Here is a 24,361-nt window from a genome sequence, read left to right on the forward strand (position 1 = left end):
CTCAGAGCCGCTTTCCGTCGCGCTGGCATGATTCCTGTTCTGGCAGAACCAGATGCCGGGGCCATTCAAGGTCAGCATCTCTCCTCCTCAGGCCAAAACGCAGAAAAAAGGACAGGAGAACGTCATTGTTCTCGCTGTCCCTCTTCATCGTCACCAAGACATACACGCTACGCCGTCAAAGTTGTGAGAAAGTCTCTTCAGACAGTATATCTTGAGCTAATGCACGGCTGGTCGTTTGAAATGTAGATCTTCGACCAGTTGTCTGGAGCCGGATCAAACGGGGCCGAATTGATCATGCCTTTTACGCACGGCTTGCGCACCTGAACCTTTGTCATCTGGAACAGAGGGATCCAGGCAGCATGATCGACAACCATCTGTTCCGCCTCCTGATACTGCTTGATGCGCTCATCCTGATTGAAGTTTGCATCAGCAGTATACATGAGATCAATGGCCTTCTGCTGCTCTGCCTTGTTGGAGGCATTGTTTGTGCCGTAGTTCTCATTATTAAAAGTCGACTCTTTATCGAACAGCAAGGTCAGCCAGTTCTGCGGGTCCGCATAATCTGCTTTCCAGTAGGAACGCCAGATCATCATTCCATGTGGATTGTTCTTTGTGGCGTCCATATCTTCGTAATATTTCGAGGTCTCAACAACGCTCACCCGGACGTCCAGGTCAAGCGTCTCATTCCACATCTGCTGCACCACCACAGCCTCACGCTGCACCAGCGTATCACCCTGGGGGATCGAAAGCGTGATCGGGGGCAGTTTATCGCGGCTCAGGCCCTCTTCTTTGAGTCCCTCTTCAAAGAGCGCTTTTGCTTTGGCCTTATCGCCCTTCAAATCATTAACACCAGCCGGACCTTTGAGATTCGGGTTGTAGCTGTTCGCTCCCTGAGGGACGATATGGTTTGTCGGAATAATCGTATCCTTATACACCGAGCGCGCGATCTGCTCTTTATCCAGGGCCAGGGCAAAAGCCTGACGAACCTTCTGATTGTCAAACGGCTTGATCAGATAGTTCATCGTGTAGTACGTGGTCCCCTGAATAGCTGCCTTGTAGAACTGGTTATTGGGCAGTTTCTGGGCAGCTTCGAGCTGAGAGGGAGGCACGTTCGTGTAGCTGACCTCACCGGTCTGGTAGGCCTGATACATCGTGTCCTGGCTCTTGTAGAAAGGAATAATCACCTTCTTAATTTGTGGCTTTGGTCCATTGTAGTTCGGATTGGGAACAAAAACGAACGCTTTGTTTTCATCAGCCTCAGAGAGAATGTACGGACCGGCTCCCGCGCCCTCCTTGATATGGTGGGTATAGCTTGAGCCATACTTCTCAACGACCTTCTTATTCACTACAAAAGCCGTCTCATAGGCCAGCGCATACAGGAAGTGACTGGCCTTCTTGCTGGTGATGATCTTCACGGTCTGCGGATCAGGAGTCAGCAGACTGGAACCGATCAGCGTCTTGATTTTGCCTGTTGCCAGCTTGTCCGCATCTTTGATGAGGCGCAAATAGAAAAGCGCATCTGGAGCCTTTGTCGCAGGCTGGAGAGCTCGATCAATGCTGTAGACAACATCTTCAGATGTCAGGGGATCTCCATTGCTGAACTTCAGATTGGGTTTCAGCTTAAATGTCCAGGTCACGCCATCACTTGCCACCTCGTGTGTCTGTGCAAGCTGATCAATCACCTGTAAATTCTCGTCAAGCTGCACCAGGCCGGTATAGAGCATGCTCACCACACGCGGACCGCCAGCGATCGGCGGATCGAGCGTCTTCAATGATCCAGGGCCGACCATCGGCTGAACCAGAACCTGCCTGTTCTCGGGTGCTTTCCCGCCATCATTCGCTGTGGTTGTGTTCCCGCCTCCACAGGCGACGACGAGCAGAGCCAGAAAGCCCAACAGGATGTAAGAGTATTTTCGCATTGGGCTACGTCGTAATGACATCGATAAGAACTCCTTTACACTGCCAGCCAGGGAATACCTATTTGAGAAATAGTGTTTCCCTTCAGGGATGAACAGAAAAGAATGAAAATAACCGAGCGGTGTTATTTTCTCTAGTTTATAACATAAGACACATCAATGACAGGATTTTATTCCATGCCATAGAATGAAAAGAGAAGACTCAAGAGAAAGGGATGAAAGAATGCAGCCAGGCCCTAACAACAACAGGCACACATGGAACAGGGCATACAACGCTGAGAGAGGGAGGACATATGAGGAATAGCACGAATCATAGATAGGTTGATGCGTGGCGCAAGCGGCGTCAAAGCGAACCTCCGAAGGGGGTTCTCGGACTCAATCACAAACATTTTTCCGTACCTACTTTTCCCTGTTGAAGTCGTACCGAGGGGCACGCTACCTGGATTTTTAATTTAGTTGATCAGTTTAGTCAATTATAGACATAGAGAAATCTCGCTGTCAAGAGGCAAGCAAGCAAAGATAGACAGCAAGTTGACGAAACAGGAGTGAGGCCGCAGGATAAAGAGCGAAATAGGATACCTGTCTGTGCATAGTATCCCTTTCTCCCTAGAAAAGCACGATCAAATTGCCTCGAATTTTTCGCTATGTTATACTGCCCTCAAAACCAGTAACTTGTATGCATGAGAACATTGAAGCTATGGAGTACAAAACTATGTCTGAAAATATTACCGAGATGCAAAACCCTTTTATTATTGGAGACCGTCTCTACCTCCGTCCTCTGGAACCGGCCCAGGACAACCACCTGTATTCCACCTGGCTAAATGATGAGGAGATCCGCCGTTATTTCTCCGTTTACCCAACAAGCGACTACCGCGGAAAAGAACGCATCGAGAACCTGTACAAAAGCTTCGGTCATATTATTTTTGGTGTCGTGCGGAAGAGTGATAATCGCCTCATCGGTCTGGTTGGCTTAAAGGACATCAACACCCTCAATCAGACAGCCGAATTCTACGTCATTATCGGAGATCGCAGCGTCTGGGGGCAGGGATACGGCACTGAGGCAACAAAGCTTATGATCCGCTACGGATTTATGGAATTAAATCTGAACCGCATCCAGACGCAGGATATGGAAGAGAATATAGGCGGATGGAAAGCCGATGAAAAAGCGGGCTTCAAGTATGAAGGTACATTGCGCGAAGCCATTTTCCGTTTCGGCAAATATAACAACGTTCGTGTATACAGCCTTTTGAGAAGTGAATTTTTGGAGCAAGAAGAAAAGAAGTAATTGCGTATGTCTCTTACCATAGAAGAAATCACCGATCGCGAACAATGGAATAACTTCCTTCAGGCACAGCCTCGCGGGCATCTTCTACAGTCCTATGAGTGGGGAGAACTCAACAAATATCTTGGAGGGCGCATCTACCGTCTGGGCGCCCTTCAGGATGGCGAAATGATCGGCGCGATGCTACTGACCGTCAATCCGGTTCCTCTGCCTGTCAAAATCCCGGGCGTCGAGCTCAAGTGGCTGTATAGCGTTCGTGGGCCAACCGTTACCAGCCCCGATTCGCCTGCACTGCCAGCGTTGATCCAGCATGCTCATCTGATTGCTCGCAAAGAACGGGCCGTCGTCCTTCGTATCGAACCCAATATCGCCGATGACGATCCCAATCAGCAGGAATGGATCAACGCCTATCAGCGCCTCGGCTTCCGTAACAACGCGATAGCCGTTCACGGGCGTAGAAGCTGGGTCCTGGACATCCGCCCTCCCGCTGAAGAACTGCTTGCAAAATTCAAGATGACATGGCGTCAGAACGTGCGTTCCGCCGCCCGTAAAGGCGTCGTTATTCGTGAGGCTACCACCGATGCCGATTTCGATGCCTACTACGAATTGATGAAAATTACCAGCGAGCGCGACGCCTTCTTCATTCACGACAAGGCGTATCATAAGGAGATCCTGCGGCACTTTGCCAGCAAGGGTGATGCGGTACTCTTCCTCGCAGAACACGAGGGCGAAGCGATCGCGGCGAAAATGCTGATCCGGTTTGGCGATTGGTGCTGGGATATGTTCGGCGCCTCAAGCAATCACAAGCGCAATCTCAAGCCCACCTACCTGCTGCAATATCATTGTATCCAGTGGGCACAGTCAAAGGGATGCACTCACTTTGACTTCCGTACCATTCCAGAGATTCTGGAGCCCGGCGAGGAAATGTGGGGCGTCTACGAATATAAGAAGGGCTTTGGGGGCTTCTCCCGCCTGAATATCCCTACACAGGACTTCGTGTACCGGCCAGCCATTTATACGCTCTGGACAACGCTTGTCGAATGGAAACGCGCCCGCCGCGCACGCGAACGCCGAAAAGTCGAGCTTGAGCGAGCCGCCAGCGGTCAGCTTCAGACCAAACGCCCTGAGAAAACCTCACCGGCAGCCGCCCAGAATGGGGCCAAATCAGCGCAGAATCCCGCCGAGAAACAGATAACCGGTAGCAAGAAGAAACCGCCCGTAGAACAGCAAAAGAAGGCGGAAAAATCGGCGTAAAACAGGACACAGAATAAAAGGATTGGAAATGGAAGCCCGTATTATTACTGACCGTCAGCAGTGGAACGATTTCGTCACCTCATCAGTCTGCTGCAATATTACACAATCCTATGAGTGGGGAGACTACGCCACTCAGCTTGACGGCGTGCAGGAAACACTTCGTGTCGGCGTTGTAGACAACGACGGCAAGCTATGCGCCGCAATGCTGATCCTGGTCTCTCAGGCACCAATTATCAAGCAGACCTACTTTTACGCACCACGCGGACCGATTATTGAGGACCCTCATTCTCCCGCAATGACCGTCCTCCTCAATTTCGTGAAGGCAGAGGCGCATAAGCGGGGCGCTTTTATGCTAAAAGTGGAGCCAAGCGTTGCTGATCGCAACCTGAAATGGTCCTCGGCCTTGCGCCGCTTTGGCTTTCATGCAAACCCGCACTATGTCCATATCCGTCACGAATGGGTGCTGGATATCCAGCCAGACGAGAAAACGCTGCTTTCTCAGATGAAAGAGAAGTGGCGCTACAATATTCGGCTGGCAGGCCGGAAAGGCGTCACCGTCCGTCCCGGAACCAGCGACGCTGATTTTGATGCCTTCTTCCGTCTCTATCAGGTAACAAGCGAGCGCGATCGCTTCCATATTAATAGCAAAGAGTTTTACCGCAACGTACTCGAAACCTTCCGCTCACAGGACATGGGTCAGCTTTTTATAGCCGAATATGAAGGCAAGCCCATTGCTGCGATCATTGTTCTGTGTTTCGGGCGCTGGAGCTGGTATATGTACGGAGCATCGGGCAACGAGCATCGTGAGCGCATGCCAAACCACCTGTTGCAATGGACTGGCATCCAGTGGGCTAAACAACATGGTTGCTGGTACTACAACTTCCGGGGTATTCCTGATATCCTCGAAGAAGGTCAGGAGCTCTGGGGCGTCTATCAGTTCAAGCGCGGGTTTGGCGGCTATCCCATCCGCTTTATGGACACGCATGACCTCGCCTACCGTCCGGTCGTCTATCAGACCTATCGCGCCCTGCTTGAGATCAAGACAAAACGCGATGAGATGGCATACCGTAAAGCCGCTGCCGCCCGTACCGTGGCTCACGCGGAAAAAGCCCGCGAAAAACCAGGCAAATAAACTCTTCGGTCATTCAACCCTCAAAAGAGTAAAAGCGCAAGAGCAGGCCTCCCCTCTGAAGGGATTCCTCTTGCGCTCTTTTTTTCCCTCCGGCAAAAAAAACCTCGCCTCGCTAGAGGAGGCTTAGCAGAGGCGAGGGGAGGTAAAGCATATGCACATGAAAGAATGGGTACTATTACGCATTTGAGGATATTATACTGATAGGACCAAATACTTCTTCTTACTCGCTTGCATATAAGAAGCATTCTCGCCAGATGACGCCTGGTCCCAAAAAGAAAGGAATGTGTTTCGGTACCCATGAGTTCCCGAACACATTCCCTGACGTGAAAAACAGCGAGAAGGAGGGAAAATGGAATATATCTGGCCTTCATTTTCCCCTTTAAATCTTACCAATCTACTCGGATATTAGCACACCCTAACATGATTCGTCAAGCCCTTCCTGGAAGCAGAACCGCGAGGAGCCCGGTCAAAATAAAAAAAGAGAGAGGCAAATTATTGCCCCTCTCCAAGAACAAACCTTAGCGGGAACTTGAACGCAACTCCTGCAATGTCGCCAGGCGTTCACGCGCTACTGTGCTCCCTGGATTCACCTTTGCCAGGTTACGATATACCCTGCTTGCCTGTTCATACTCACCAACAGACTGATAGGTCTGACCGAGCATATCATAGGCATCGTAGTTCGTTCGATCGATAGTGATTAACTGCTGTAGCGCGGCGACCGCCTCTTTCACCTGATGGGTTTCGTAGTAGTGGCGCGCAATCGCTTCCTGATATCTGGCGGCCTCATGAGATCGGCCAACACGATAACAGAAACCAACCACCTCGCGCATCAGATCCATTGAGGTTGGGTCAAGCTCGGCGGCCCGGCAGTAGTTCGCCAGAGCCTCATCATTGTCGCCCATCTCATCATAGATACTGGCGATACGCTGAAGCACCAGCGCGGCATCACTCGAGCGATTCCGACGTAAGTAGATATCGGCCAGCAGGCGTAGCTCTGCAATGCCCTCTTCGAGTAGACCACGGTTGATATAGATCTCGGCCAGTTCCTCATGAGCACGAGGATCCTGAGGAGCAAGCCGCACCATCTCGTTCAGCACCTTGATCGCGTTGTCTCCCTGTCGGCTGCTCCGATAATGGTTCACCAGCTCCAGATACTCACGCAGCGTTGTCTCAGGGTCGCTCTGACGCGCCGAGATTTCCGCCAGTGTCGAGGCAACCTCATCCTGAGCGGCACGAGTCTGCTTCAACTGGCGTAACAGGGCATCGCGCTGCTCCATACGACCTGTACGAGCATAGGCATCCGCCAGTAACTTCGAGATCTCGACCTCTGGCGCTTTATGCTCCTCACCCTCCTCACGGGGACGGGCGGCCCAGGTAGCCGGATCAATTGCCACGGGCGAGCGCCGGGCGGCCTGAAGAGCCTGTTCGAGATGCTGAATTGCAGGTTCGGGCTTCCCTTGCTGCAAGAGACAATGCGCGGATGCAACCCGTGCCAGCACTTCCACCGAGCTATCACGCAGCGATAGGCTGTACGAATCGACCGCTTTATCAAACAGGCCACACTGCTGGTAAATCTGTCCGAGCGAATAGTGAACATCCGCATTATTCGGATAGATATCAACTGCCTGTAGATACTCACGGACAACCGCGTTCGCGTTCTTCTGGCCTTCACCACGCAGTTGCCAGCGAATGCGAGAAAGCAGTTCCAACGAGTTCGAGCGTGCAGTACCGAGGGCCGTAATCTGCATGATATGTAGCCTGACCAACGCGGTGATGTTGCGAGGATCAACCTGCAAGACGCGCTGATACTCAGCCATCGCCTGCTGACTGCGTCCGAGCTTTTGCAAAGCCAGTGCATAGTTCAGGCGGGTAGGAACACTGGTCGGGCTCTCCTGTAGCGCCTGCTCCAGTTCGGTCAGCGCACGATCCATATAGCCCAGGCGCAGATACGCTTCCGCTGCCAGCGTTCGCTCACGCAAGAGATCCTCTTTATTCCCATGCGACGACAAAAGATTGATCAGACGCATGCGATAGGTCAGGTTATTTGGCTCAAGCTGCAAGATACGCCGATAGGTAGCAATCGCATCCTCGGTACGCCCGTTCACAATATAGGTATCAACAAGAATGGCATACTTGGTAATGGCCTGCTCGATTTTACCCTGTCGCACATAGATCTCACACAGTACCTGATGGACATCCAGATATTGTGGCGCCATCTCGATCACGCGCAGACACTCTTCCATTGCAGGTGTCAGCAGGCCATGATTGACATAGTTTTGAATGTCGCGCATCGACTGGGCAACCCGCCCCCGCACATTCTCCGGCAGATTATAGGTACTTGCCGTAATGGCATCCTCAACCTGAACCGTATTTGTGCTGCCAGCGAGCTGACTCAACAGATCTTCAGCAGGCTTTGTCTCCGGCTGAGGTGACGCAGTCCCCGCAATCATGCCCGCCAGTGTGCTTAGCTGTGGCTCCTGCGGCGTGTTCGGCAGCAACAAGCTAACCTGGTCGGCAGGAGTTGGCGCGGCCTGTAACGGCTGCGAGACAACCGGTGATTTCTCTGCTGGAGCAGGCATAACTGGCTGCTGTGCTACCACTGGCTGCTGCATTGGTTGGACCGCTGGCTGTTGTCCCGGCGGCGGCGTCGGCTGTTGCGGCTGCTGCTCAAGCGGGAAGCTTTGCGGCATCACCGGCTGTTGGCCCGGCGTCGGCTGTTGCGGCTGCTGCTCAAACGGGAAGCCTTGCGGCATCACCGGCTGTTGGCCCGGCGGCGGTGTCGGCTGTTGCGGCTGCGGTGCCACCGGTTGCTGCATCGGCTGGACAGCCGGCTGCTGACCTGGAGGCGGTGTCGGTTGCTGCGGCTGCGGTGCCACCGGTTGCTGCATTGCCGGTTGCTGGCCTGGCGGCGGTGTCGGCTGCTCAAACAAGAAGCTCGACTGTTGCGCCGCTGGCTGTGCAGGTGCCGGCTGCTGCGGCATAGTTGGTTGTTGCGGTATTGATTGCATTGCCGGCTGCTGGCCCGGAGGCGGCGTCGGCTGCTGCATCGACTGCGGTGCTGCCGGTTGCTGCATCGGCTGGACCGTTGGTTGCTGCCCCGGAGGTGGTGTCGGCTGCTGTACGGCTGGCTGTTGCCCCGGAGGCGGCGTCGGCTGCTGCATCGGCTGGCCAAAGATATCGCCACCAAACTGATCTTGTGGCAGCACCCGCGTTGAGTTTGGCGCGGCAGGCGGAATATCCTCTGTTAGCCAGGAAGGAGCTGCCTGCTGTTCAGGCTGTGGAGCCTGCAACGGCTGTGAAGGAACTGACTGTTGAGGCGCCATTTGATCGCCAATACTCGGCTGCATCATTGTTGGCTGTTCGGCCACTGAAGCCTGCGGCGGTGACATTGGTGGCTGTTGTGGAGCCGCCATCTGTGGTTGTTCGCCTTCATTCAGGATGCCGGTCAACCAATCTGGAAGTTCGCCCACGTTATTATTCGCCTGGTTTGCCGCTGGCTGTTGTGGCTGCTGTGGCTGCTGCGGCGGCATAGGGGCCTGTGGAGGAGCATTAAACATCATCGTTGCCGCGTCGGCCATCGGCTGTTGTGGCGGCATCTGTGATGGCGGCCCCTGCATCGGTGAGCCATTCTGAGTGACAGGGGGGGTAACAGGGCGAGCAGGCGCAGGTGCATTTTGCGCCTGTTGCAACATAAACTCTACCTGAGCAACTTTGTCGTTCCAACCACGGCTACGCAGGAAACCAAGAAGAGCGTTATAAACGGTCAGTGCCTGTTCCTGTTCACCGAGCAAGCGATGAGCCTCCGCGGCTTCCTGACAGAGCTGAACCAGTTGGTCAGCCTCTTCAACGGTAAGCGCGTCCAGATTAACCCGGTCAACAGCTTCATCAAAATGAACCGTCGCAGTACGAAGATCGCCACGTGCTCGATAGCACTGGCCTAAAGCATAATAGCAAGAAAGAGCATAATCAGGATCATTCAGCAACATCTGGAACTGCCGAATAGCATCATCCCAGCGCTGCTGCTCCTGATAGAGCCATCCTAGAAAGTAGCGGGCATCAGGACGGTCAAAGCCACTTTCTAAAATTTGTTCACAGAGATCAATGGCCTCATTGTATCGTCCCTGATCTTGAAAGATCTGGGCCTGTTTCAACGCCTCTGTGACCTGACTGGCAGTAATGCGCCTGCGAGGCATCCCACCGGAGCCGGTAAGAGCGGCGGAAGAGGCCATATTATTCACTCCGCCATAGTTGCCCGCGCTACCCATGTTACCCATGATGCCAGTATTACCTCCGCTTGTATTACCCGATGAAACGGTATTGGCTACAGAATGATCTGAATTCGTTGTTTGAGAGAAAGGGCTGTTCGTCGTTTGAGGCATGTGAGCCGGGGGCCCTGCACTCGATACGGAGTCAGGCCAGGCTGTCCCCAAAGGCGGCCCCGATCCCTGTTGGATCTGTGCGAGCAACTGGCGAGCCTGGACGTTTGAATTATCAGCGCGTAAAACCTCTTCACACTGCTGGCGTGCCAGTTCTAGCTCATTTCGATATAAATATCCCTGTGCCGCTGCCAGACGCTGCTGCATCATTGCAGCGATATCTTTCTTTTCAAAGTAGTAGCTGGCGAGTCGTTCATGAGGCTCAGGATTGCCAGGGGACAACTGCACTGCTTTGAGCCAGGCTGCTTCAGCACGCGCACCTTGTCCGGCTTGAGAATAAAGATCTGCTAGATGTAAATATGCTTGATATGCATCCTCACGCCTGTTTAGAATCCCGTATAGTTCCGCGGTTTTGCTTAACGCAATGATGTTGCTCGGGTCGCGCCTGAGGATATATTCATATTCGTTGAGCGCCTGCTGCCACTGCTTTAGCTGCATGTAGCAGAACCCTAGCCCACTACGTGCGGTCGCATCCTCTGGGAACTCCGCAAGCGCTCGTTGGTACTCCCGCAACGCCTCCATCCACTGACTATCCCAACGATGGCGGTCGGCTGCATTTATTGCTGCGCTATAAACTTCTCGGTTCCCAGGCATATAGTCTCTTTCTCTATTTAAGAGCGCTTGTACGCACAAAACAAAAGGATTTCTACACTCAGGTGTATTAGCAGGCTTGGTCTAATCAAAAATCAGGGTACTACAATTCCCCCTCCTGGACACTCGTTTTGGTACTAAAGTACCTGCGACTTAGAAAAAACCGGAATATACGCTATTGTAGTAGTTTAAACACAACCAGAGATGCCCCCCACCCCATCCCTTCCACCCACAAAAAGAACGTCTATGCTGTTCGCGTTCTTTTCCTATCTACAGACCTTACCCGTAGAGCGTTACCCGCGATAATTGGTAAACTGCAACGCGATCGGATAATCCTTCTCTTTGAGCATCGTGATCACCGCCTGCAACTCATCGCGACTCTTGCTGCTTACGCGCACAGCCTGTCCCTGAATCTGCGGCTTGACCTTCGGGAATTTCTCCCGGATGAACTTGCTCAGTTCCTTCGCCTGATCCTGTGTGATCCCCTGCTGCAATTGCGCGGTCTGGCGCACGCGACCACCGGCGGCCTGTTCTTCTTTCCCAAACTTGAAGATCTTGAGCGAGAGCCCACGCCGCACGGCTTTTGACTCAATAATATCGCGAACACTCTTCAGAGCCAGTGCATTAGCCGTCACAATTGTCACGGTATCCTTGTTATGCTCAATCTGGGTATCGGTATCCTTCAGGTCATAGCGCGTCTTTATTTCTCGCTGCGCTTGATCCAGAGCATTCACCAGCTCCTGTTCATCAAACTGTGATACTATATCAAAAGAACACTCGGAAGCCATGAGTTCCCTTTCTTTTACTTCCAGCATCAGAACAAAGAGGCCCGTCATAAGAACTGGAAAGAGAGGAATTGTTCATTCACAAAAGAGTCAGTCTTGAGGCTTCATTGTCCTGTCTTCTTTTGGAGGCATTGTAACTCATTTCTCTCATGATTGCCACTCTCCTCCCCCAAGAGGGTACATTCTGGTGATATCTGGCACATTTTCACAAGAAGAACACCTTACGATAGAGAAAGCCTATTTCACCTCTCCTATCATAAAAAAACGCTATCGGGAGACTCGATACCTCTCCGAGCTTCTCTATATAATGATTAAGAAGCTGCACCAGGAAAGGAGGTCTGCCTTATGGAAGCCACAATCTATGATAGCAGGCCATTAGCCCATCATCTGTTCACTGAACTGCGTCACGAGGCACAGCGTTTTCAACAGCAGCACAGGCGTGCCGCTCGTCTGGCCCAGGTGATTGTAGGACAAGCCGATGCGGCGGAGGTCTACCGTCAGCAGCTTGAGCATGCCTGTTACCACATTGGCATGAACAGCCTGACGCTTGCTCTCCCTTTCGCGACCACCGAAGCCGAGCTACGTCAATACCTGATTACACTCATGCGCGATCCCACGATCAACGGTGTGCTCCTGCTCCTCCCACTCCCCGAGCATATCCGCCAGCAAGCCATTACTGACGTCTTCCCTGTTGAAAAAGATGTTGATGGTCTGGGGCCCCGCAATGCTGGCAACCTGCTACTCGGATTTCCAAACTTTGTCCCTTCAACTGCTGATGCGCTTTTACAGGTCATCCGAGACGCGCGGATCCCGGTTCAAGGAAAGCATGCAGTAATTATCGGGCGAAGCAATATTGGGGGAAAACCGATAGCACTTGCCCTGCTCGGGCAGGACGCCACCGTGACCATCTGCCACTCGCGGACCAAAGACCTTGCCCGCATCACCAGAAGCGCTGATATCGTGGTGGTGAGCGTCGGGCGCCCGCATTTTCTGACCGCCGAGATGCTCAAGCCGGGCGCTATCGTTTTTGATGCAGGCATCAATCCGGTTGAGGGTCGCATTGTTGGCGATGTCGATGCGGAGCACGTTCGGGAGGTCGCCTCGTTCCTGACTCCGGTTCCCGGTGGCCTGGGACCGATCATCCATCTGACACTGTTACGCCATACCTTGCTCGGTCCGGGCATCCCGGAATAATATCTCCGCCTGATCCGAAGCAAATATTCCAAAAGTACTACCCCGGCTGTTGTCCAGAGTGAGAAAAAGCGGGGTCTCTCTCCGCATGGCCTTAGAAACAGACTGATACGACGCGAATAATGATTCTCGAAGCCGGCGCAGACGGTCTCTTTCCTCTTATCTGCTGCTGATACTCAGGCATACTCTTGTAATGCTGGATTTCTCATGGTAGAGTCTAGAGTAACGACGGTAGTGGCGTACTCAGTTTATCAGGAAAAGGGGGGAACAGGCATGACCCAACAGCCCGGAACGACAACTCAACCCAATATCACAGAAGAAGATCTGGCTCCGCTCAGTATCTCACATTTACCGGATAGCAGTCAGCTCAAGTCAGGGGAGCAGATTCGCAATTTTGAGCTTCTTCGCCTGGCTTTCTTCGCCCTGAAGCAGCGCAAGCTTGAACAGAACAAGATCTCGTTGCAGGCAGACGAATATGAAGAGCGCAGCAACCTGCTCAGCCACGCCATCTTTCAGCAGCTTGTCACACTCACCGAGCTCGGCGCCCGTGAACAGGCCATGCAGATCATCGAGGCGTGCCGTCAATAAGTATTCTCGATCAGTGCCCTTTGTCAGTGAACGTTTATTTTTCGGCTATGCAAGAAAGGGCAACTCAAAAAGCGGATCGCCCTTATTTTATCGTCATCCAACCGCTTTCCCGAGAAACGCACAAAAGAATGGAGAGTGTTTCACGTGAAACACTCTCCGCTTTTTTTCAGGCCTCTTCCGCTGGATACTGTTCCAGAAAACGGATAACCTCACGCGTCAACTGACTTGGCGTTGATGCTCCGGCAGTAACCGCGACTCGCTTCTTGCCTTTCAACAGGCTGACATCCAGTTGTGAGAGATCCTCAATACGCACGGCTGGCACTCCGGCAAGCTCCTGTGACACCTGAACCAGCCGATTGGTATTGTTGCTGCGTGGATCGCCAACGACAATCGTCAATTCAGCGCCTTTTGCCTGCTCCGCAACGGCTTCCTGTCGCTTCTGCGTGGCATTGCAGATATCAACATGCACCTCGGCCTGTGGATACTTGTCCTTGATATAGCGAATCACCCGCTGTGTATCCCATAATGAGAGCGTGGTCTGGGTAGAAACCGCGATCTTCTGCGCCTGCTCGGGTGTAAGTTGCAGCGCATCAACATCGGCTTCTGTCTCAATCAGACTGATATGGCCGGGAATCTCTCCCATGACGCCTTCAGGCTCTGGATGACCTTTTTTGCCGATATATAAAATATAGAAACCTCGGGCTACCAGCTTTTTCACCAGATTATGCGTCACCGTTACATCCGGGCAGGTCGCATCGATACAATGTAAGCCGCGCTCCTGAGCTCGCTGCTTCACCTGGGGAGAGACACCATGAGCGGTAAAAATAACGGTGCCTTCCTGCACCTGTTCCAGAATTGCCAGACGGTTTGGACCATCGAGCGTTATCACTCCCATCTCCGAGAGCTCTTCAATAGCGTGGCGATTATGAATAATTTGACCAATAATATAGATAGGTCTGGGAAGTGTCGTATCCTTAGCGGCCTTACGCGCGATCGTCAGGGCATCTACTACACCATAACAATAGCCACGAGGAGAGATTTTGATTACTTCCATTGCGTCCTCTATCTCGATCTATAACATAGAGAGATGGTCATGCCATCCCAATACCTTAAGGTGTCTACCTTAGATTGCAAGAATTATCCCGAGTGTACCACAAATTCAAGACGCTTTCATCTCCCGCCTTCTACTCAGAATTTGACGCAGATCATCAGGCGTATACAGGCACACCGGTGGCAACAAACCCACCAGTTCTTCAACCGAGGAAGAGGCCGCTAAATCGAAAATCAACAATGGCGAATGCCGACCCTCACAACCTTTTGCAATGCTGGCAGCGCTTAACCAGTTGTCCGCTTCTCTCTCAGCCATCGAGGGAGTGCTGATCACAAGCTCAACCTGAGGCAACAACAAAGGGACACGAACCGGCGTGTCTTCCTGATAGATTGATTTCATGCGAGATCTTTGCAACAGTGCAATAAACGGACAGCGACGTTCCTTCGGCCCGATCAGTAATGCTGAACGACCTTGCAGACCACCGAGGCAAGCTTCCGCTATTGAGACCACCTCTGGCGCGATGTCATGCATATAATGCCTTCTCCTATCACATTTTCTAGCTAACTGGTGCCATCCCAAGCATCGTTCTTTGACCTGGCAATAACAGTTGATAGGACAGTTTTTCATACTATAGCATAGTCACATTACCTGTCATCGGGTATTCACCTTATTTCGCTGCTTTCTCCTTTTTTGGCTCCCTCACCCTTTCAAAATTTGTCGAAATACGCTATAATAGATTTGTAGAGAGAGCCGAACGTATTTTTACAGAGAAATAGCAGAATCATTAACCGGGTGGGTCGCGCTTCGCCCTCGCCACAGAAGATAGTAGAACACTTGCCCTTTCATTGTGTGCTTTGACCGCGAAATGGCAAGAATGGTTCTCTTTGTGCGAGGGTGAGAAAGCGTGACCCACCTTTCGTTTTTGGCGTACAACGCCGGCCTCTTGCGTCCTCCCCTTCCATTGAGATACTCTGAAAAGCAGAAATCAATCAGAACCAGAAGAGAAAAACTATATGCAGCGAAAACGAAAACTCCTGATCCTGCTGGCAGGCGTGCTCTTTCTCGCCGTGATGAGCGGGTTTGGGGCCTGGGTCTCGAACATGGAAACGCCTCATACCACTGCTCCCTCACCGGCAGTTCAAGAGGCGCACAGTGGCCCATACCTGATCCGCTTACAGGTTGATCCAAATCCGCCCACGCCATCCCGAGAAGCCACACTTGCCCTGCAAGTGCTACGCGAGCAGCAGCCAATCACCAACGCGCGCATCACGCTCGAAGCAACAATGCAAGCAATGGATATGGGCACAACGCCGCTTGAAGCTCAAAGCCAGAACAACAATCAGTACCTTGCCCACTTTCGCTTCTCGATGAGTGGTCCCTGGCTCTTACATACCCGCATCGCTATTCCGGGAGAGCAACCGATCACCGTCACCTTTGAAATCACCGCACAATAAAAAGCCGCTCTGCAATGAGAGCGGCATCAAATATCTTGTTCTAGCTGTTCGCGGTCAGCGTCTCCTGTACCACTGCGGCCAGGGCCTTAATAAAGAGCGGATCTGTGTTCAGCGATTCGGTCCGTGCAAAGACCAGCCCATGTTCTTCAGCCTGTTCGCGGGCTCCAACCTCAATATCGTAGAGAATTTCCAGATGGTCGGCCAGAAACTGTACCGGGGCGATCAAGACATGCGTGTGACCTGCCTGCTTGAGTTCAGGCATCAGGTCAGCGAAGTCTGGCTTGAGCCACTCTTCAGGGGTGTGTCCGGCACTCTGATAGCAGAACATCCAGCGATCATTAGCCAGACCAGCTTTTTGCGCCACCGCTGCGGCAGTCTCCTTTAAGGCGTTGATATAGTCGGGCTCGTTCTCAACAACGCGCTTCGGCATGCTATGGGCGGAGAGCAGCACGGGTACTTTCTCGCGAATCTCTGCCGGGAACTGTTCAAGCGCCTGCTTCACACGGCGGGCCGTCGCCTCAATAAAGTATGGTTGCAGGTGCCAGTCACGAGCAATCTTCAGCGAAAGATCTGAACGCTCCAGATCGGCTACTGCGTCTTCCAGTGTCCGTACATAGCCATTCATGATAATTGGCGAGAATTGTGGCGACATCACCAACCCGACCAGAGTCTGTACATCCGCCGCTACCTCAGGGACAGCATCGGTAATAAACGGCGGAGAGAAGCGCATACCAACCCCGACATGATAGCGGGTGCCGTCTGTACTCTGGCTGTTCAGTTCTTCCTGCAAAGCAGCAGCCTGCTCACGCGTAATCCGAACCAGCGGAGAACCACCAATCAGTTCATAACGCCGCCGAAACTCGGCGACCAGTTCAGGAGAAGGCTCACGCCCGCCATACACATTCTTCATAAATGCCGGAACATCGTCATAGCGCTCGGGCGAGCCATAGGTCATCAACAGAACGCCTATCTGTTTCATATACAACCTTCTTCAATTCAACAAGAGCGTCTTTTATCGTCTGCTCATTTCATGGACAGTATCAACCAGGCGGCGCAGGCGGTCCGGCTCAGTTTGGGCCAGCACTCCGTGACCGAGGTTAAAGATATGGCCAGGGCGGTTCTCTGCACGCCGCAGAATATCTTTGACGCCTGCCTCAACAGCAGACCAATCAGCAAGCAGCAGGGTTGGATCAAGGTTCCCCTGAATGCCATGATCATAACCAATGCGTTTCCATGCATCATCCAGGTCAACCCGCCAATCAACGCTGATGACATCGCCTCCTGCCTCCGTCATCGCTTCCAGCAGGGCCGCTGTACCAGTGCCGAAATGGATCGTGGGCACATCGGTCTGAGCCTTAACAGTCTCAAAGATACGACGGGTATACGGCAGGATAGCGCGTCGATACACACTCGGGCTGACCGCTCCTACCCAGCTATCGAAGAGCTGAACGACCTGGGCACCTGCTCGCACCTGAGCGACGAGATAATCGGCAACCACATCGCTGAGCTTGTTCATCAAGGCGTCCCAGATTTCCGGCTGCCCATACATCAACGACTTGGCAAGCCCATAATCGCGAGAGGGCTTTCCCTCGATCATATAACAGGCCAGGGTGAACGGAGCTCCAGAGAAACCGATGACCGCCTGTTTACCATCAAGCTCACGGCGTACCAGGCGCAGTGCATCCAGCACATAAGGAACACTCTCCTCCGCTTTGATAACCCGCAACGCCTCCACATCCTTGAGCGAGCGCACCGGATTATGAATAATCGGGCCCACTTCTGGCTGGATTTCCAGGGAGATTCCCATTCCTTCAAGCGGCAACATGATATCAGCATAGAGCACAGCCGCATCCACACCTAAGGTTTTGATTGGCATCAACGTGACTTCAGTGGCCAGTTCTGGATTTTTCGCCATATAGAGAATGTCATATTTGCGTCGCATCTCGCGATATTCAGCCAGACAGCGCCCGGCCTGACGCATAAACCATACAGGGGTCATATCCGGCTGTTCACGACGGCATGCAGCCATAAAGCGAGCCACGCCGGTATGCGGTGTTTTCTGTCCTTCTTGCATACGATAAACCTTCATTTTCCGGGGTCCATGCATTGCAGAGAAACCGGTTTGCCTGACCGATTACGCTCCTGGACCCTCAACTTTCTTTCTCTCACATATAATAGCGTGGAGTGATCGCTTTTGACAACAGGAAATCTACCAAAATCTTCATAAACCTCTATCTCAAATTCACTTTTTACAAAGATTTCGAGAAGGGAAGCAAGGCCGCCCTCCTACTGGCGAGCAGCTTTCATCGCGACCAATTGGTGTGCATGCAGTTGATCGTGGTCAATCAGAAAATCGATCAACTGATAGAAGGCACATTGCCCCCATTCGGGGTGGCGAAATGGGCGCCGCCAGACCTCCGCAGGCAATGTAGAAAGGTAATGATAGAGTTCCTCACGACGGGCCGCCATCCCGTTCAACACAACTTCGGGGGTTAAAGGAATATCAGGGGGTTCGTAGAAGGTAGAAGCATCTTCCTCTATTGCAGGGAGCAGCGGGTTCTCTTCACTTTGCACACGCCGCATCTGGGTTAGAATCAGCCCATCACAGATATAGAGATGGTTGGCAACCTGCAAGGGTGTCCACTTCCCCCTTGCAGGACGCAACGCTTGTTCTTCACGCGAGAATTTCGCTAACTGAGCCAGCACTTCAATGCGCGCGGATACCAGTTTGCCACGAACCAGTTCAAATGGTCTCTCACCCACTCCATACACCTCACACTTCCCTCAACAGAACAACGTGTTCGCGCTTACTCCTGTCCTCGATTGAGGATCCGATTGTACAGGCGCTCCAGCTCATCCTGATCATTAAAATGTAGGACCAGTGTCCCCTTGCCTTTTTGATTGCACTTCAGCTCAACCTTGACCATCAGAGCATTGCGAAACTGCTCTTCCCAGGTTTCAAGCTCCGCAGCTCGCTGCTCTGATAGGGAAGCGGGCTTGACCTCTGAAGCGACCTCCTGTACCTGCTTCATTCTGGCAACCAGTTCCTCGGTCTGGCGTACACTCATGCGGAGCGAGATCACCTGATTCATGACCGCAAGCTGATCTTCTTCGTTGGCAAGGCCAAGCAGGGCCCGGGCATGCCCTTCAGTGAAGGTATCGGGCATCGTAACAAGCGCCTCGCGGATCTTTTCAGGCAACTGCAACAGCCGCAGGGAGTTCGCGATAGTTGAGCGATCCTTTCCCACCTGGCGCGCGACCTTCTCCTGTGTCAGGCCATACTCCTGAATCAAGGTCTGATAGGCCAGAGCCTCCTCAATCGGGTTCAGATCGGACCGCTGAATATTCTCGATCAGCCCTAATTCCAGCATCTGCTGTGGCGTGACCTCTTTAATCACCACCGGAACTTGCTTTAATCCAGCCAGACGAGCCGCTCGCCAGCGTCTTTCACCGGCAATAATCTGATATTGGGGCGCCGGTTGCTCTGGCTCACTCTGCGGCTGCTCCTCAGCGGCCGAGAACCATGCAGGGGGAGCTGCCTCTGAGTCTGCCTGCTCAAGGCGCTTCACGACGATGGGTTGCAGCAGTCCATGCTCTTTAATAGAAGAGCTTAACTCTAACAGTCGCGGGTCATCATCACGCAATGTCCGACGCGGCTGTTGGGGATTGGGAATAATACTCTCAATGGGGAGAAGAGGGAGTGCATCCGAAGCGGCCTGTCCAGATTGCTGCTGTGCCGATATCACTTCAGATGCGCCGGAGATGAGCGCATCCAGGCCGCGCCCCAGGCCGAATTTCTGCTTAGCCACGAGCCATAACCTCCTCAGCGAGTGCGCGATAGGCCAGAGCGCCGGGCGACGTAGGATCATAATCAAGAATGGGCTGACCGAAGCTTGGGGCTTCGCTCAAGCGCACACTGCGGTTAATAATCGTTTGAAAAGCCTCTTTCGGGAAATAATTACGAACCTCGCGCACAATCTCACCAGCCAACCGGGTGCGCGGATCAAACATTGTCAGCACCACACCCGCAATATACAACGATGGATTCAACTTACTTTTGACAATGTTCACGGTATTCAATAACTGCGTCAACCCCTCAAGCGCGAGATACTCACACTGAATGGGGATCAAAATGCCATCAGCAGCAACCAGAGCATTAATCGTCAACAGGCCAAGCGACGGAGGACAATCGATAATGATATAGTCGCAACGCTCACGAATGGGCTCTAAGACCTGGCGAAGGCGGCTTTCACGCGCAATAGCTCCCACCAGTTCGATCTCAGCAGCCGCCAGATCAACCGTGCAGGGAGCAACGACCAATTCACGACGCGAACCGGGCACGATGACATCAAAGATAGACAGTTTCTCATCTTGCTGGATCAGCAAGTCATAAATAGTATGTTTCCGTCGTTTCTTTGAAACGCCAATTCCACTCGAAGTGTTTGCCTGTGGATCTATATCAACTAGCAAAACGCGGCGTCCCGCGGCGGCCAGATACGCAGCCAGATTGATTGCAGTGGTCGTCTTGCCGACGCCACCTTTTTGATTGGTAATCGCATATACTTTTGACACGGGTTGCTACCGTCCCTTCCGTTTCGCCTTGCCAGAGGAAAATAATCAGGAAGACACTCTCTGTTCGACATTGTAACAAATGGTCCAGTTGTAAGCAAGAAGTCCCGGTGTACAGGGAAAACTTGCCTGCTACCTTTGAACGACACAGGAGAGCATCTAACCGTTTTTACAAACGATACGGTCCTGACAGGAGAAAAAGAGAGAGAAAAGGGGAGACCTAGAGCGTAACCCGGTTCCCCCCTGCTGGCATCGTAAAGCGCAGGAAGCCGCCCATTGCCAGACGTGAGCAGACCACCGCCATGACATAAAAAGCCAGGAGCGTGACCAACGAGCGCACTTCAGTCCCCGCGAAATCAAGCCATGTAAGCGCCTCTTTGCCATGACTCATCAGCCGCATAATCCCGGGGCCAAGCTGCACCCCAAAGGGGCCTGTCGGCAAGCCCACGCATAAAGAGAGCACAAGGTCAATTCCAAAACAGATAAGCGCCATTCGTGGACCAAGCAGCCAGAAACGCTTACTCAAGCGCTCACGCTTTGTCGAGGCGATTCGCCGCGTTGCCCAGACAGGAGCAATCACATATTGTAGCACAAGGAATATCAACGGCAGGATCAAAAAAAGCCACCCGGGAAATACCACGGGGCTGATTAATGATCCAAGCCGACCAAGCGTATACAGAATAACGCCTTCGATAATACCTCGACGATAACTTGTCTTATTGAACATAGGAAGATATCCATCCCTGTACAAGCGTCAGCACATTCAGGCTCCTCGCGCCCGTTCATCAACGTGCCAGACGCTTCAATATCCTTCTTTCGGGACTAGTGGCAGCCACAGCCTCCATCGCCACAGGCACAACTGCCCATCGAAGGCGCGTAATCGTCAAAATCACCCTCGCTGTTTCCCGCACGAGCCGCAAAAAGGGAAAGCATTCGGCGAACGTTTTCGCTATGGCATTTGGTGCAGACCACATCATCAGCATGCTTATGGCTTACCAGAAGCTCAAACTTTGAACGGCAATCAGAACAATAATACTCGTAAAGTGGCATAAGTAGTATGACCTCCATTCACTATGGGGAACTCGTCGCTACAAAAATATTGTAGTTGCTGACCTACCTCTCGTCAAGGCAAAAACGTGTGAATGATTCCGTCCACACACGCGCATCGCAGGCAGGAAGCATAATCTTACACTATGTAAGCAATTTCACTCATTTCCTGTGATGTATTTCACAGTATTTCACGCCAAAAAATTCCATACTTTCTATGTAGGAGGTTGAGTGTTGTGGATAGATGCCTTTTCTCAATATGCATAGTCAATAGCAGAAAATCTCTACGGAACTTCTCAAAGAGGAAGAGATGTCATTTCTCTCAACAAAGCATAGATATACAGTACGATTGCTTCTCTTCATCATTCTTATTCTTTTTGTCGTCACACTGAGTACGCTTGCGTTACTCCTGTTTCAGTATCTGCTAGACTAACACGAACCGCACGGGCCTTCAGCAAGATCCCTCTTCCCTCCCCGGGTTGAGGGATCTTGCGTTCTGCTTTCTCTCATAAAGGAAAGAGGATACAATAGAAAGAAAACTGTCTGCTCGATACACTAGAGAGAGAGGAAGAAGAGAGAATATGCCTGAATACGATCGCTTCCGTATCGGTCTGATCGGGTATGGTATTGGCAAACTGCACACGGCAGCCATTCGTAGCGCTGGCCTCTACTATCCTGAGCTCCCTCCGGTTGATCTGGTCGCCGTTGCCACCACCAGCGAGAAAAGCGGCAAGGCGGCTGTTGAACAATATGGATTTCAGCGCTACACAACCGATTATCGGGAGCTACTTAACAGCGACGATATTAACGCTGTCATCATCGCACCGCCCCATCACCTTCACCGCGAGATGCTTCTAGCGGCACTGCAAACCGATAAAGCCATCTATGCAGATAAGCCACTAGCCAATAATCTGGCCGAGGCTCGTGAGATTGTTGCAGAGGCTCGCAAGCGCAACCGAAACGGCCAGATCTGCTTCAACTTGCGCCACAGCCCCGCAATGGCGTATGCGAAGAAGGTTATTGAGGCGGGGCGCATTGGCGATATCTACGCGTTCCGCGCGGTCTATTATCGCCCGAGCTATATCGACCCGGAGAAGCCGCTGCGCTGGAAGGGCAGCATGAAGACCAGCGGTGGCGGCGTCAGCAACGATCTGGTTCCTCACATTGCAGACCTTGTTCTCTGGCTGATAGGCAAGCCCGCGCGCCTGACAGCACAGGCTCGCACCTTTATTAAAGAGCGTCCGGTGGCAAAAGGAAGTGCTGAACGCACCCCGATTGACACCGATGACCATATTATCATTCAAGCAGAGTTGCCAGATGGCGGCATCGGAACCATCGAGTCCGGTCGCCTGATCACCGGCTCCATCAATGATATCTCCATTGAGATCTATGGCAGTGAGGGCAGCCTGCGCTGGTCCGTGACCAACCCGAACTATCTGTATCTTGCCGAAAAGCGTATGCCCTCTGATGAGCGCGGCTGGTTGGCTATTCCCACCTTCCAGAATTATCCGGGGGCGATTGTGCCGGGTGCTGATATTCCGGTTGGCGAGATGCGCTTTTATATCGATAGTATGGCCCAGTTTATCCGCAAGACGGTCAACCATGAGCCCTATGATCCCGACTTCGTTCAGGGCTTCCATGTCCAGTCTGTGATTGAAGCTGCGCTGAAAGCCGCCCAGACAGGCACGCGGGTCGAGGTCGAAAACGAATAAGGTGCAGGAGGAGAGGTCAGGCTAGCGCCTCTCCCGCTTCCCTTGCTACATGAGCCGCTTTCCCGAAGATGTACCACAATCAGGGCAAAGATAGTACAATAGGGGGCGTTACGAAAAACCTCCCGATATAGCATACTCGTTTTCATGGTTTCAGATATTCTAAAGAAGGGACACTTATGGCTCTTACAATCGGTATCATCGGCTTGCCGCAAAGCGGAAAAACAACGCTCTTCAATGCGTTAACCAAATCGAACGCCCCGATCAGCGGCTACGCCACAACAACAGTTCAGGCAAACCTTGCAGTGGTCCCGGTACCTGATCCACGCGTTGACGCTCTGGCAGAAATCTTTCAGCCAAAGAAGAAGACATATACGACCGTCGAGTTTGTCGATGTTGCTGGTATGGGACAGGCAGGAGCCGCCGGGAAAGACAAACAAGAAGGCCTGAGCCCCGAATTCCTGGGACATATCCGCAATGCAGATGCACTTGCAATTGTGCTGCGCACCTTTGCGAATGAGAACGTCCCCCATATCTATAACACGATCGATCCGAACCGCGACCTCGATTCGCTGAATGCTGAACTGGCCCTCACCGATCTGAGCACCGTCGAGCGTCGCATTGAGCGCACGAAAAAAGCCGCCAAATCGGGCGATAAGAAGTATCTTCAGGAACTCGAATTGTTGCAGCGCCTCAAGGAGACCCTGGAAGACATGCAGCTTGCACGCACCCTTGAGTTCAGCCAGCAAGATCAGGCTGTCCTGAATGAGCTCTTCTTGCTCACGATGAAGCCCCGTATGTATGTGCTGAACACCAGCGAGGACATGCTGGCAACCGCGAACGAGCTGTTGGAAAAGATCCGCGCAGGAGAAAATGTACAGATCGATGCACTCCAGGGCGAGGCCAAAGGCTTTGCCCAGATCGCGCAACGAGCCAGAGAGGAAGGTGCTGAGGTTGTTGCTGTCTCAGCCAAGCTGGAGGCCGAGCTGAATGAGCTGCCGCAGGAGGAGGCCAACGAGTATCTTGAGGCGCTCGGGCTCCCACAACTGGGTGCTGATCGCGTCATTCAGGTTGGCTATCGCCTGTTGAACCTGATTACCTTCCTGACCGCTGGAGAGGATGAGGTGCGCGCCTGGACCGTCACCAGAGGCGCGAAGGCTCCTGAAGCAGCCGGGAAGATTCACACCGATATTGAAAAAGGCTTTATCCGCGCCGAGGTTACCAGCTTTGACGACTTTATGGCATGTGGCTCCTTTGCCGCTGCCGCCAAAAAAGGCGTGCAACGCCTGGAGGGACGCGACTACGTCATTCAAGATGGCGATATTGCCCACTTCCGCTTCAACAAGGGCAAATAAG

General features: G+C 52.6%; 20 protein-coding genes. 8 read left to right on the forward strand and 12 right to left on the reverse strand.

What is annotated here, in order from left to right:
• Positions 1-197 precede the first annotated feature (197 nt).
• Complete coding sequence (locus tag KTH_RS21205) at positions 198-1,940, reverse strand: peptide ABC transporter substrate-binding protein (RefSeq protein ID WP_497620966.1); 1,743 nt, start codon at positions 1,938-1,940, stop codon at positions 198-200.
• Between the two features lie 688 nt (positions 1,941-2,628).
• Between KTH_RS21205 and KTH_RS21210 the strand changes: the two genes are divergently transcribed.
• The 3 genes from KTH_RS21210 to KTH_RS21220 are packed head-to-tail and all read left to right on the forward strand — an operon-like array spanning position 2,629 to position 5,584.
• Entirely contained in the window at positions 2,629-3,201 is a 573-nt protein-coding gene (locus KTH_RS21210) for a GNAT family N-acetyltransferase (RefSeq protein ID WP_111324115.1), read from the forward strand.
• Positions 3,202-3,207: 6 nt separating this feature from the next.
• Positions 3,208-4,452 carry a lipid II:glycine glycyltransferase FemX gene (locus KTH_RS21215; protein ID WP_497620969.1) on the forward strand — a complete coding sequence of 415 codons (1,245 nt, stop codon included), beginning with the start codon at positions 3,208-3,210 and terminating at the stop codon, positions 4,450-4,452.
• Between the two features lie 28 nt (positions 4,453-4,480).
• Complete coding sequence (locus KTH_RS21220) at positions 4,481-5,584, forward strand: lipid II:glycine glycyltransferase FemX (protein WP_497620971.1); 1,104 nt, start codon at positions 4,481-4,483, stop codon at positions 5,582-5,584.
• 518 nt (positions 5,585-6,102) lie between these two features.
• Here the strand turns inward: KTH_RS21220 and KTH_RS21225 are convergent.
• Together KTH_RS21225 and KTH_RS21230 are read right to left on the reverse strand one after the other, a co-directional pair.
• On the reverse strand, positions 6,103-10,614 hold the full coding sequence (locus KTH_RS21225; protein ID WP_497620973.1) for a tetratricopeptide repeat protein: 4,512 nt from the start codon (positions 10,612-10,614) through the stop codon (positions 6,103-6,105).
• Positions 10,615-10,904: 290 nt separating this feature from the next.
• A complete protein-coding gene (locus KTH_RS21230; RefSeq protein ID WP_111324111.1) occupies positions 10,905-11,399 on the reverse strand; it encodes a YajQ family cyclic di-GMP-binding protein in 495 nt (164 codons plus the stop codon).
• A gap of 342 nt (positions 11,400-11,741) precedes the next feature.
• Between KTH_RS21230 and KTH_RS21235 the strand changes: the two genes are divergently transcribed.
• Both KTH_RS21235 and KTH_RS21240 read left to right on the forward strand, forming a co-directional pair.
• Positions 11,742-12,590 carry a bifunctional 5,10-methylenetetrahydrofolate dehydrogenase/5,10-methenyltetrahydrofolate cyclohydrolase gene (locus KTH_RS21235; RefSeq protein ID WP_497620975.1) on the forward strand — a complete coding sequence of 283 codons (849 nt, stop codon included), beginning with the start codon at positions 11,742-11,744 and terminating at the stop codon, positions 12,588-12,590.
• A 270-nt stretch (positions 12,591-12,860) separates the two neighbouring features.
• Entirely contained in the window at positions 12,861-13,175 is a 315-nt protein-coding gene (locus KTH_RS21240; RefSeq protein ID WP_497620977.1) for a hypothetical protein, read from the forward strand.
• 166 nt (positions 13,176-13,341) lie between these two features.
• On the opposite strand, the gene KTH_RS21245 is transcribed toward KTH_RS21240, so the two are convergent.
• Positions 13,342-14,229, reverse strand: coding sequence for a 4-hydroxy-3-methylbut-2-enyl diphosphate reductase (locus KTH_RS21245; protein WP_497620979.1), 888 nt, complete (start codon positions 14,227-14,229; stop codon positions 13,342-13,344).
• 105 nt (positions 14,230-14,334) lie between these two features.
• On the reverse strand, positions 14,335-14,757 hold the full coding sequence (locus KTH_RS21250) for a glutamyl-tRNA reductase (protein WP_111324107.1): 423 nt from the start codon (positions 14,755-14,757) through the stop codon (positions 14,335-14,337).
• A gap of 482 nt (positions 14,758-15,239) precedes the next feature.
• On the opposite strand from KTH_RS21250, the gene KTH_RS21255 reads away from it, so the two are divergent.
• The gene (locus KTH_RS21255) at positions 15,240-15,680 is read left to right on the forward strand and encodes a FixH family protein (RefSeq protein ID WP_497620981.1); all 441 of its coding nucleotides are present in this window, start codon (positions 15,240-15,242) and stop codon (positions 15,678-15,680) included.
• Positions 15,681-15,720: 40 nt separating this feature from the next.
• Here the strand turns inward: KTH_RS21255 and hemH are convergent, their stop codons facing one another.
• From hemH to KTH_RS21290, 7 genes are all read right to left on the reverse strand, one after another.
• Positions 15,721-16,659 (reverse strand): ferrochelatase, encoded by a 939-nt coding sequence (gene hemH, locus KTH_RS21260; RefSeq protein WP_246046326.1) that lies wholly within the window; start codon positions 16,657-16,659, stop codon positions 15,721-15,723.
• Positions 16,660-16,692: 33 nt separating this feature from the next.
• On the reverse strand, positions 16,693-17,754 hold the full coding sequence (hemE, locus tag KTH_RS21265; RefSeq protein WP_111324217.1) for a uroporphyrinogen decarboxylase: 1,062 nt from the start codon (positions 17,752-17,754) through the stop codon (positions 16,693-16,695).
• A 212-nt stretch (positions 17,755-17,966) separates the two neighbouring features.
• Positions 17,967-18,443, reverse strand: coding sequence for a DinB family protein (locus tag KTH_RS21270; protein ID WP_497620984.1), 477 nt, complete (start codon positions 18,441-18,443; stop codon positions 17,967-17,969).
• 44 nt (positions 18,444-18,487) lie between these two features.
• A complete protein-coding gene (locus KTH_RS21275; protein WP_497620986.1) occupies positions 18,488-19,489 on the reverse strand; it encodes a ParB/RepB/Spo0J family partition protein in 1,002 nt (333 codons plus the stop codon).
• On the reverse strand, positions 19,482-20,252 hold the full coding sequence (locus tag KTH_RS21280) for a ParA family protein (RefSeq protein WP_111324102.1): 771 nt from the start codon (positions 20,250-20,252) through the stop codon (positions 19,482-19,484). Before KTH_RS21280 ends, KTH_RS21275 begins: the two co-directional genes overlap by 8 nt.
• 217 nt (positions 20,253-20,469) lie before the next feature.
• Complete coding sequence (locus KTH_RS21285; protein WP_111324101.1) at positions 20,470-20,976, reverse strand: hypothetical protein; 507 nt, start codon at positions 20,974-20,976, stop codon at positions 20,470-20,472.
• Between the two features lie 95 nt (positions 20,977-21,071).
• Entirely contained in the window at positions 21,072-21,299 is a 228-nt protein-coding gene (locus KTH_RS21290; RefSeq protein ID WP_111324100.1) for an FmdB family zinc ribbon protein, read from the reverse strand.
• Positions 21,300-21,877: 578 nt separating this feature from the next.
• On the opposite strand from KTH_RS21290, the gene KTH_RS21295 reads away from it, so the two are divergent.
• Together KTH_RS21295 and ychF are read left to right on the forward strand one after the other, a co-directional pair.
• Entirely contained in the window at positions 21,878-23,008 is a 1,131-nt protein-coding gene (locus KTH_RS21295; protein WP_497620989.1) for a Gfo/Idh/MocA family protein, read from the forward strand.
• Positions 23,009-23,184: 176 nt separating this feature from the next.
• Entirely contained in the window at positions 23,185-24,360 is a 1,176-nt protein-coding gene (gene ychF, locus KTH_RS21300; RefSeq protein WP_111324098.1) for a redox-regulated ATPase YchF, read from the forward strand.
• Position 24,361: the final 1 nt, after the last annotated feature.

This window comes from Thermosporothrix sp. COM3, assembly GCF_059696735.1.

Coding starts and splice junctions, on each gene's coding strand:
- KTH_RS21225 (WP_497620973.1), bottom strand. CDS start 10,614: ATGCCTGGGAACCGAGAAGTTTATAGCGCAGCAATAAATGCAGCCGAC.
- KTH_RS21215 (WP_497620969.1), top strand. CDS start 3,208: ATGTCTCTTACCATAGAAGAAATCACCGATCGCGAACAATGGAATAAC.
- KTH_RS21230 (WP_111324111.1), bottom strand. CDS start 11,399: ATGGCTTCCGAGTGTTCTTTTGATATAGTATCACAGTTTGATGAACAG.
- KTH_RS21285 (WP_111324101.1), bottom strand. CDS start 20,976: ATGTTCAATAAGACAAGTTATCGTCGAGGTATTATCGAAGGCGTTATT.
- KTH_RS21245 (WP_497620979.1), bottom strand. CDS start 14,229: ATGGAAGTAATCAAAATCTCTCCTCGTGGCTATTGTTATGGTGTAGTA.
- hemE (WP_111324217.1), bottom strand. CDS start 17,754: ATGCAAGAAGGACAGAAAACACCGCATACCGGCGTGGCTCGCTTTATG.
- KTH_RS21250 (WP_111324107.1), bottom strand. CDS start 14,757: ATGCATGACATCGCGCCAGAGGTGGTCTCAATAGCGGAAGCTTGCCTC.
- KTH_RS21255 (WP_497620981.1), top strand. CDS start 15,240: ATGCAGCGAAAACGAAAACTCCTGATCCTGCTGGCAGGCGTGCTCTTT.
- ychF (WP_111324098.1), top strand. CDS start 23,185: ATGGCTCTTACAATCGGTATCATCGGCTTGCCGCAAAGCGGAAAAACA.
- KTH_RS21210 (WP_111324115.1), top strand. CDS start 2,629: ATGTCTGAAAATATTACCGAGATGCAAAACCCTTTTATTATTGGAGAC.
- KTH_RS21295 (WP_497620989.1), top strand. CDS start 21,878: ATGCCTGAATACGATCGCTTCCGTATCGGTCTGATCGGGTATGGTATT.
- KTH_RS21290 (WP_111324100.1), bottom strand. CDS start 21,299: ATGCCACTTTACGAGTATTATTGTTCTGATTGCCGTTCAAAGTTTGAG.
- KTH_RS21205 (WP_497620966.1), bottom strand. CDS start 1,940: ATGTCATTACGACGTAGCCCAATGCGAAAATACTCTTACATCCTGTTG.
- KTH_RS21220 (WP_497620971.1), top strand. CDS start 4,481: ATGGAAGCCCGTATTATTACTGACCGTCAGCAGTGGAACGATTTCGTC.
- KTH_RS21240 (WP_497620977.1), top strand. CDS start 12,861: ATGACCCAACAGCCCGGAACGACAACTCAACCCAATATCACAGAAGAA.
- hemH (WP_246046326.1), bottom strand. CDS start 16,659: ATGAAACAGATAGGCGTTCTGTTGATGACCTATGGCTCGCCCGAGCGC.
- KTH_RS21235 (WP_497620975.1), top strand. CDS start 11,742: ATGGAAGCCACAATCTATGATAGCAGGCCATTAGCCCATCATCTGTTC.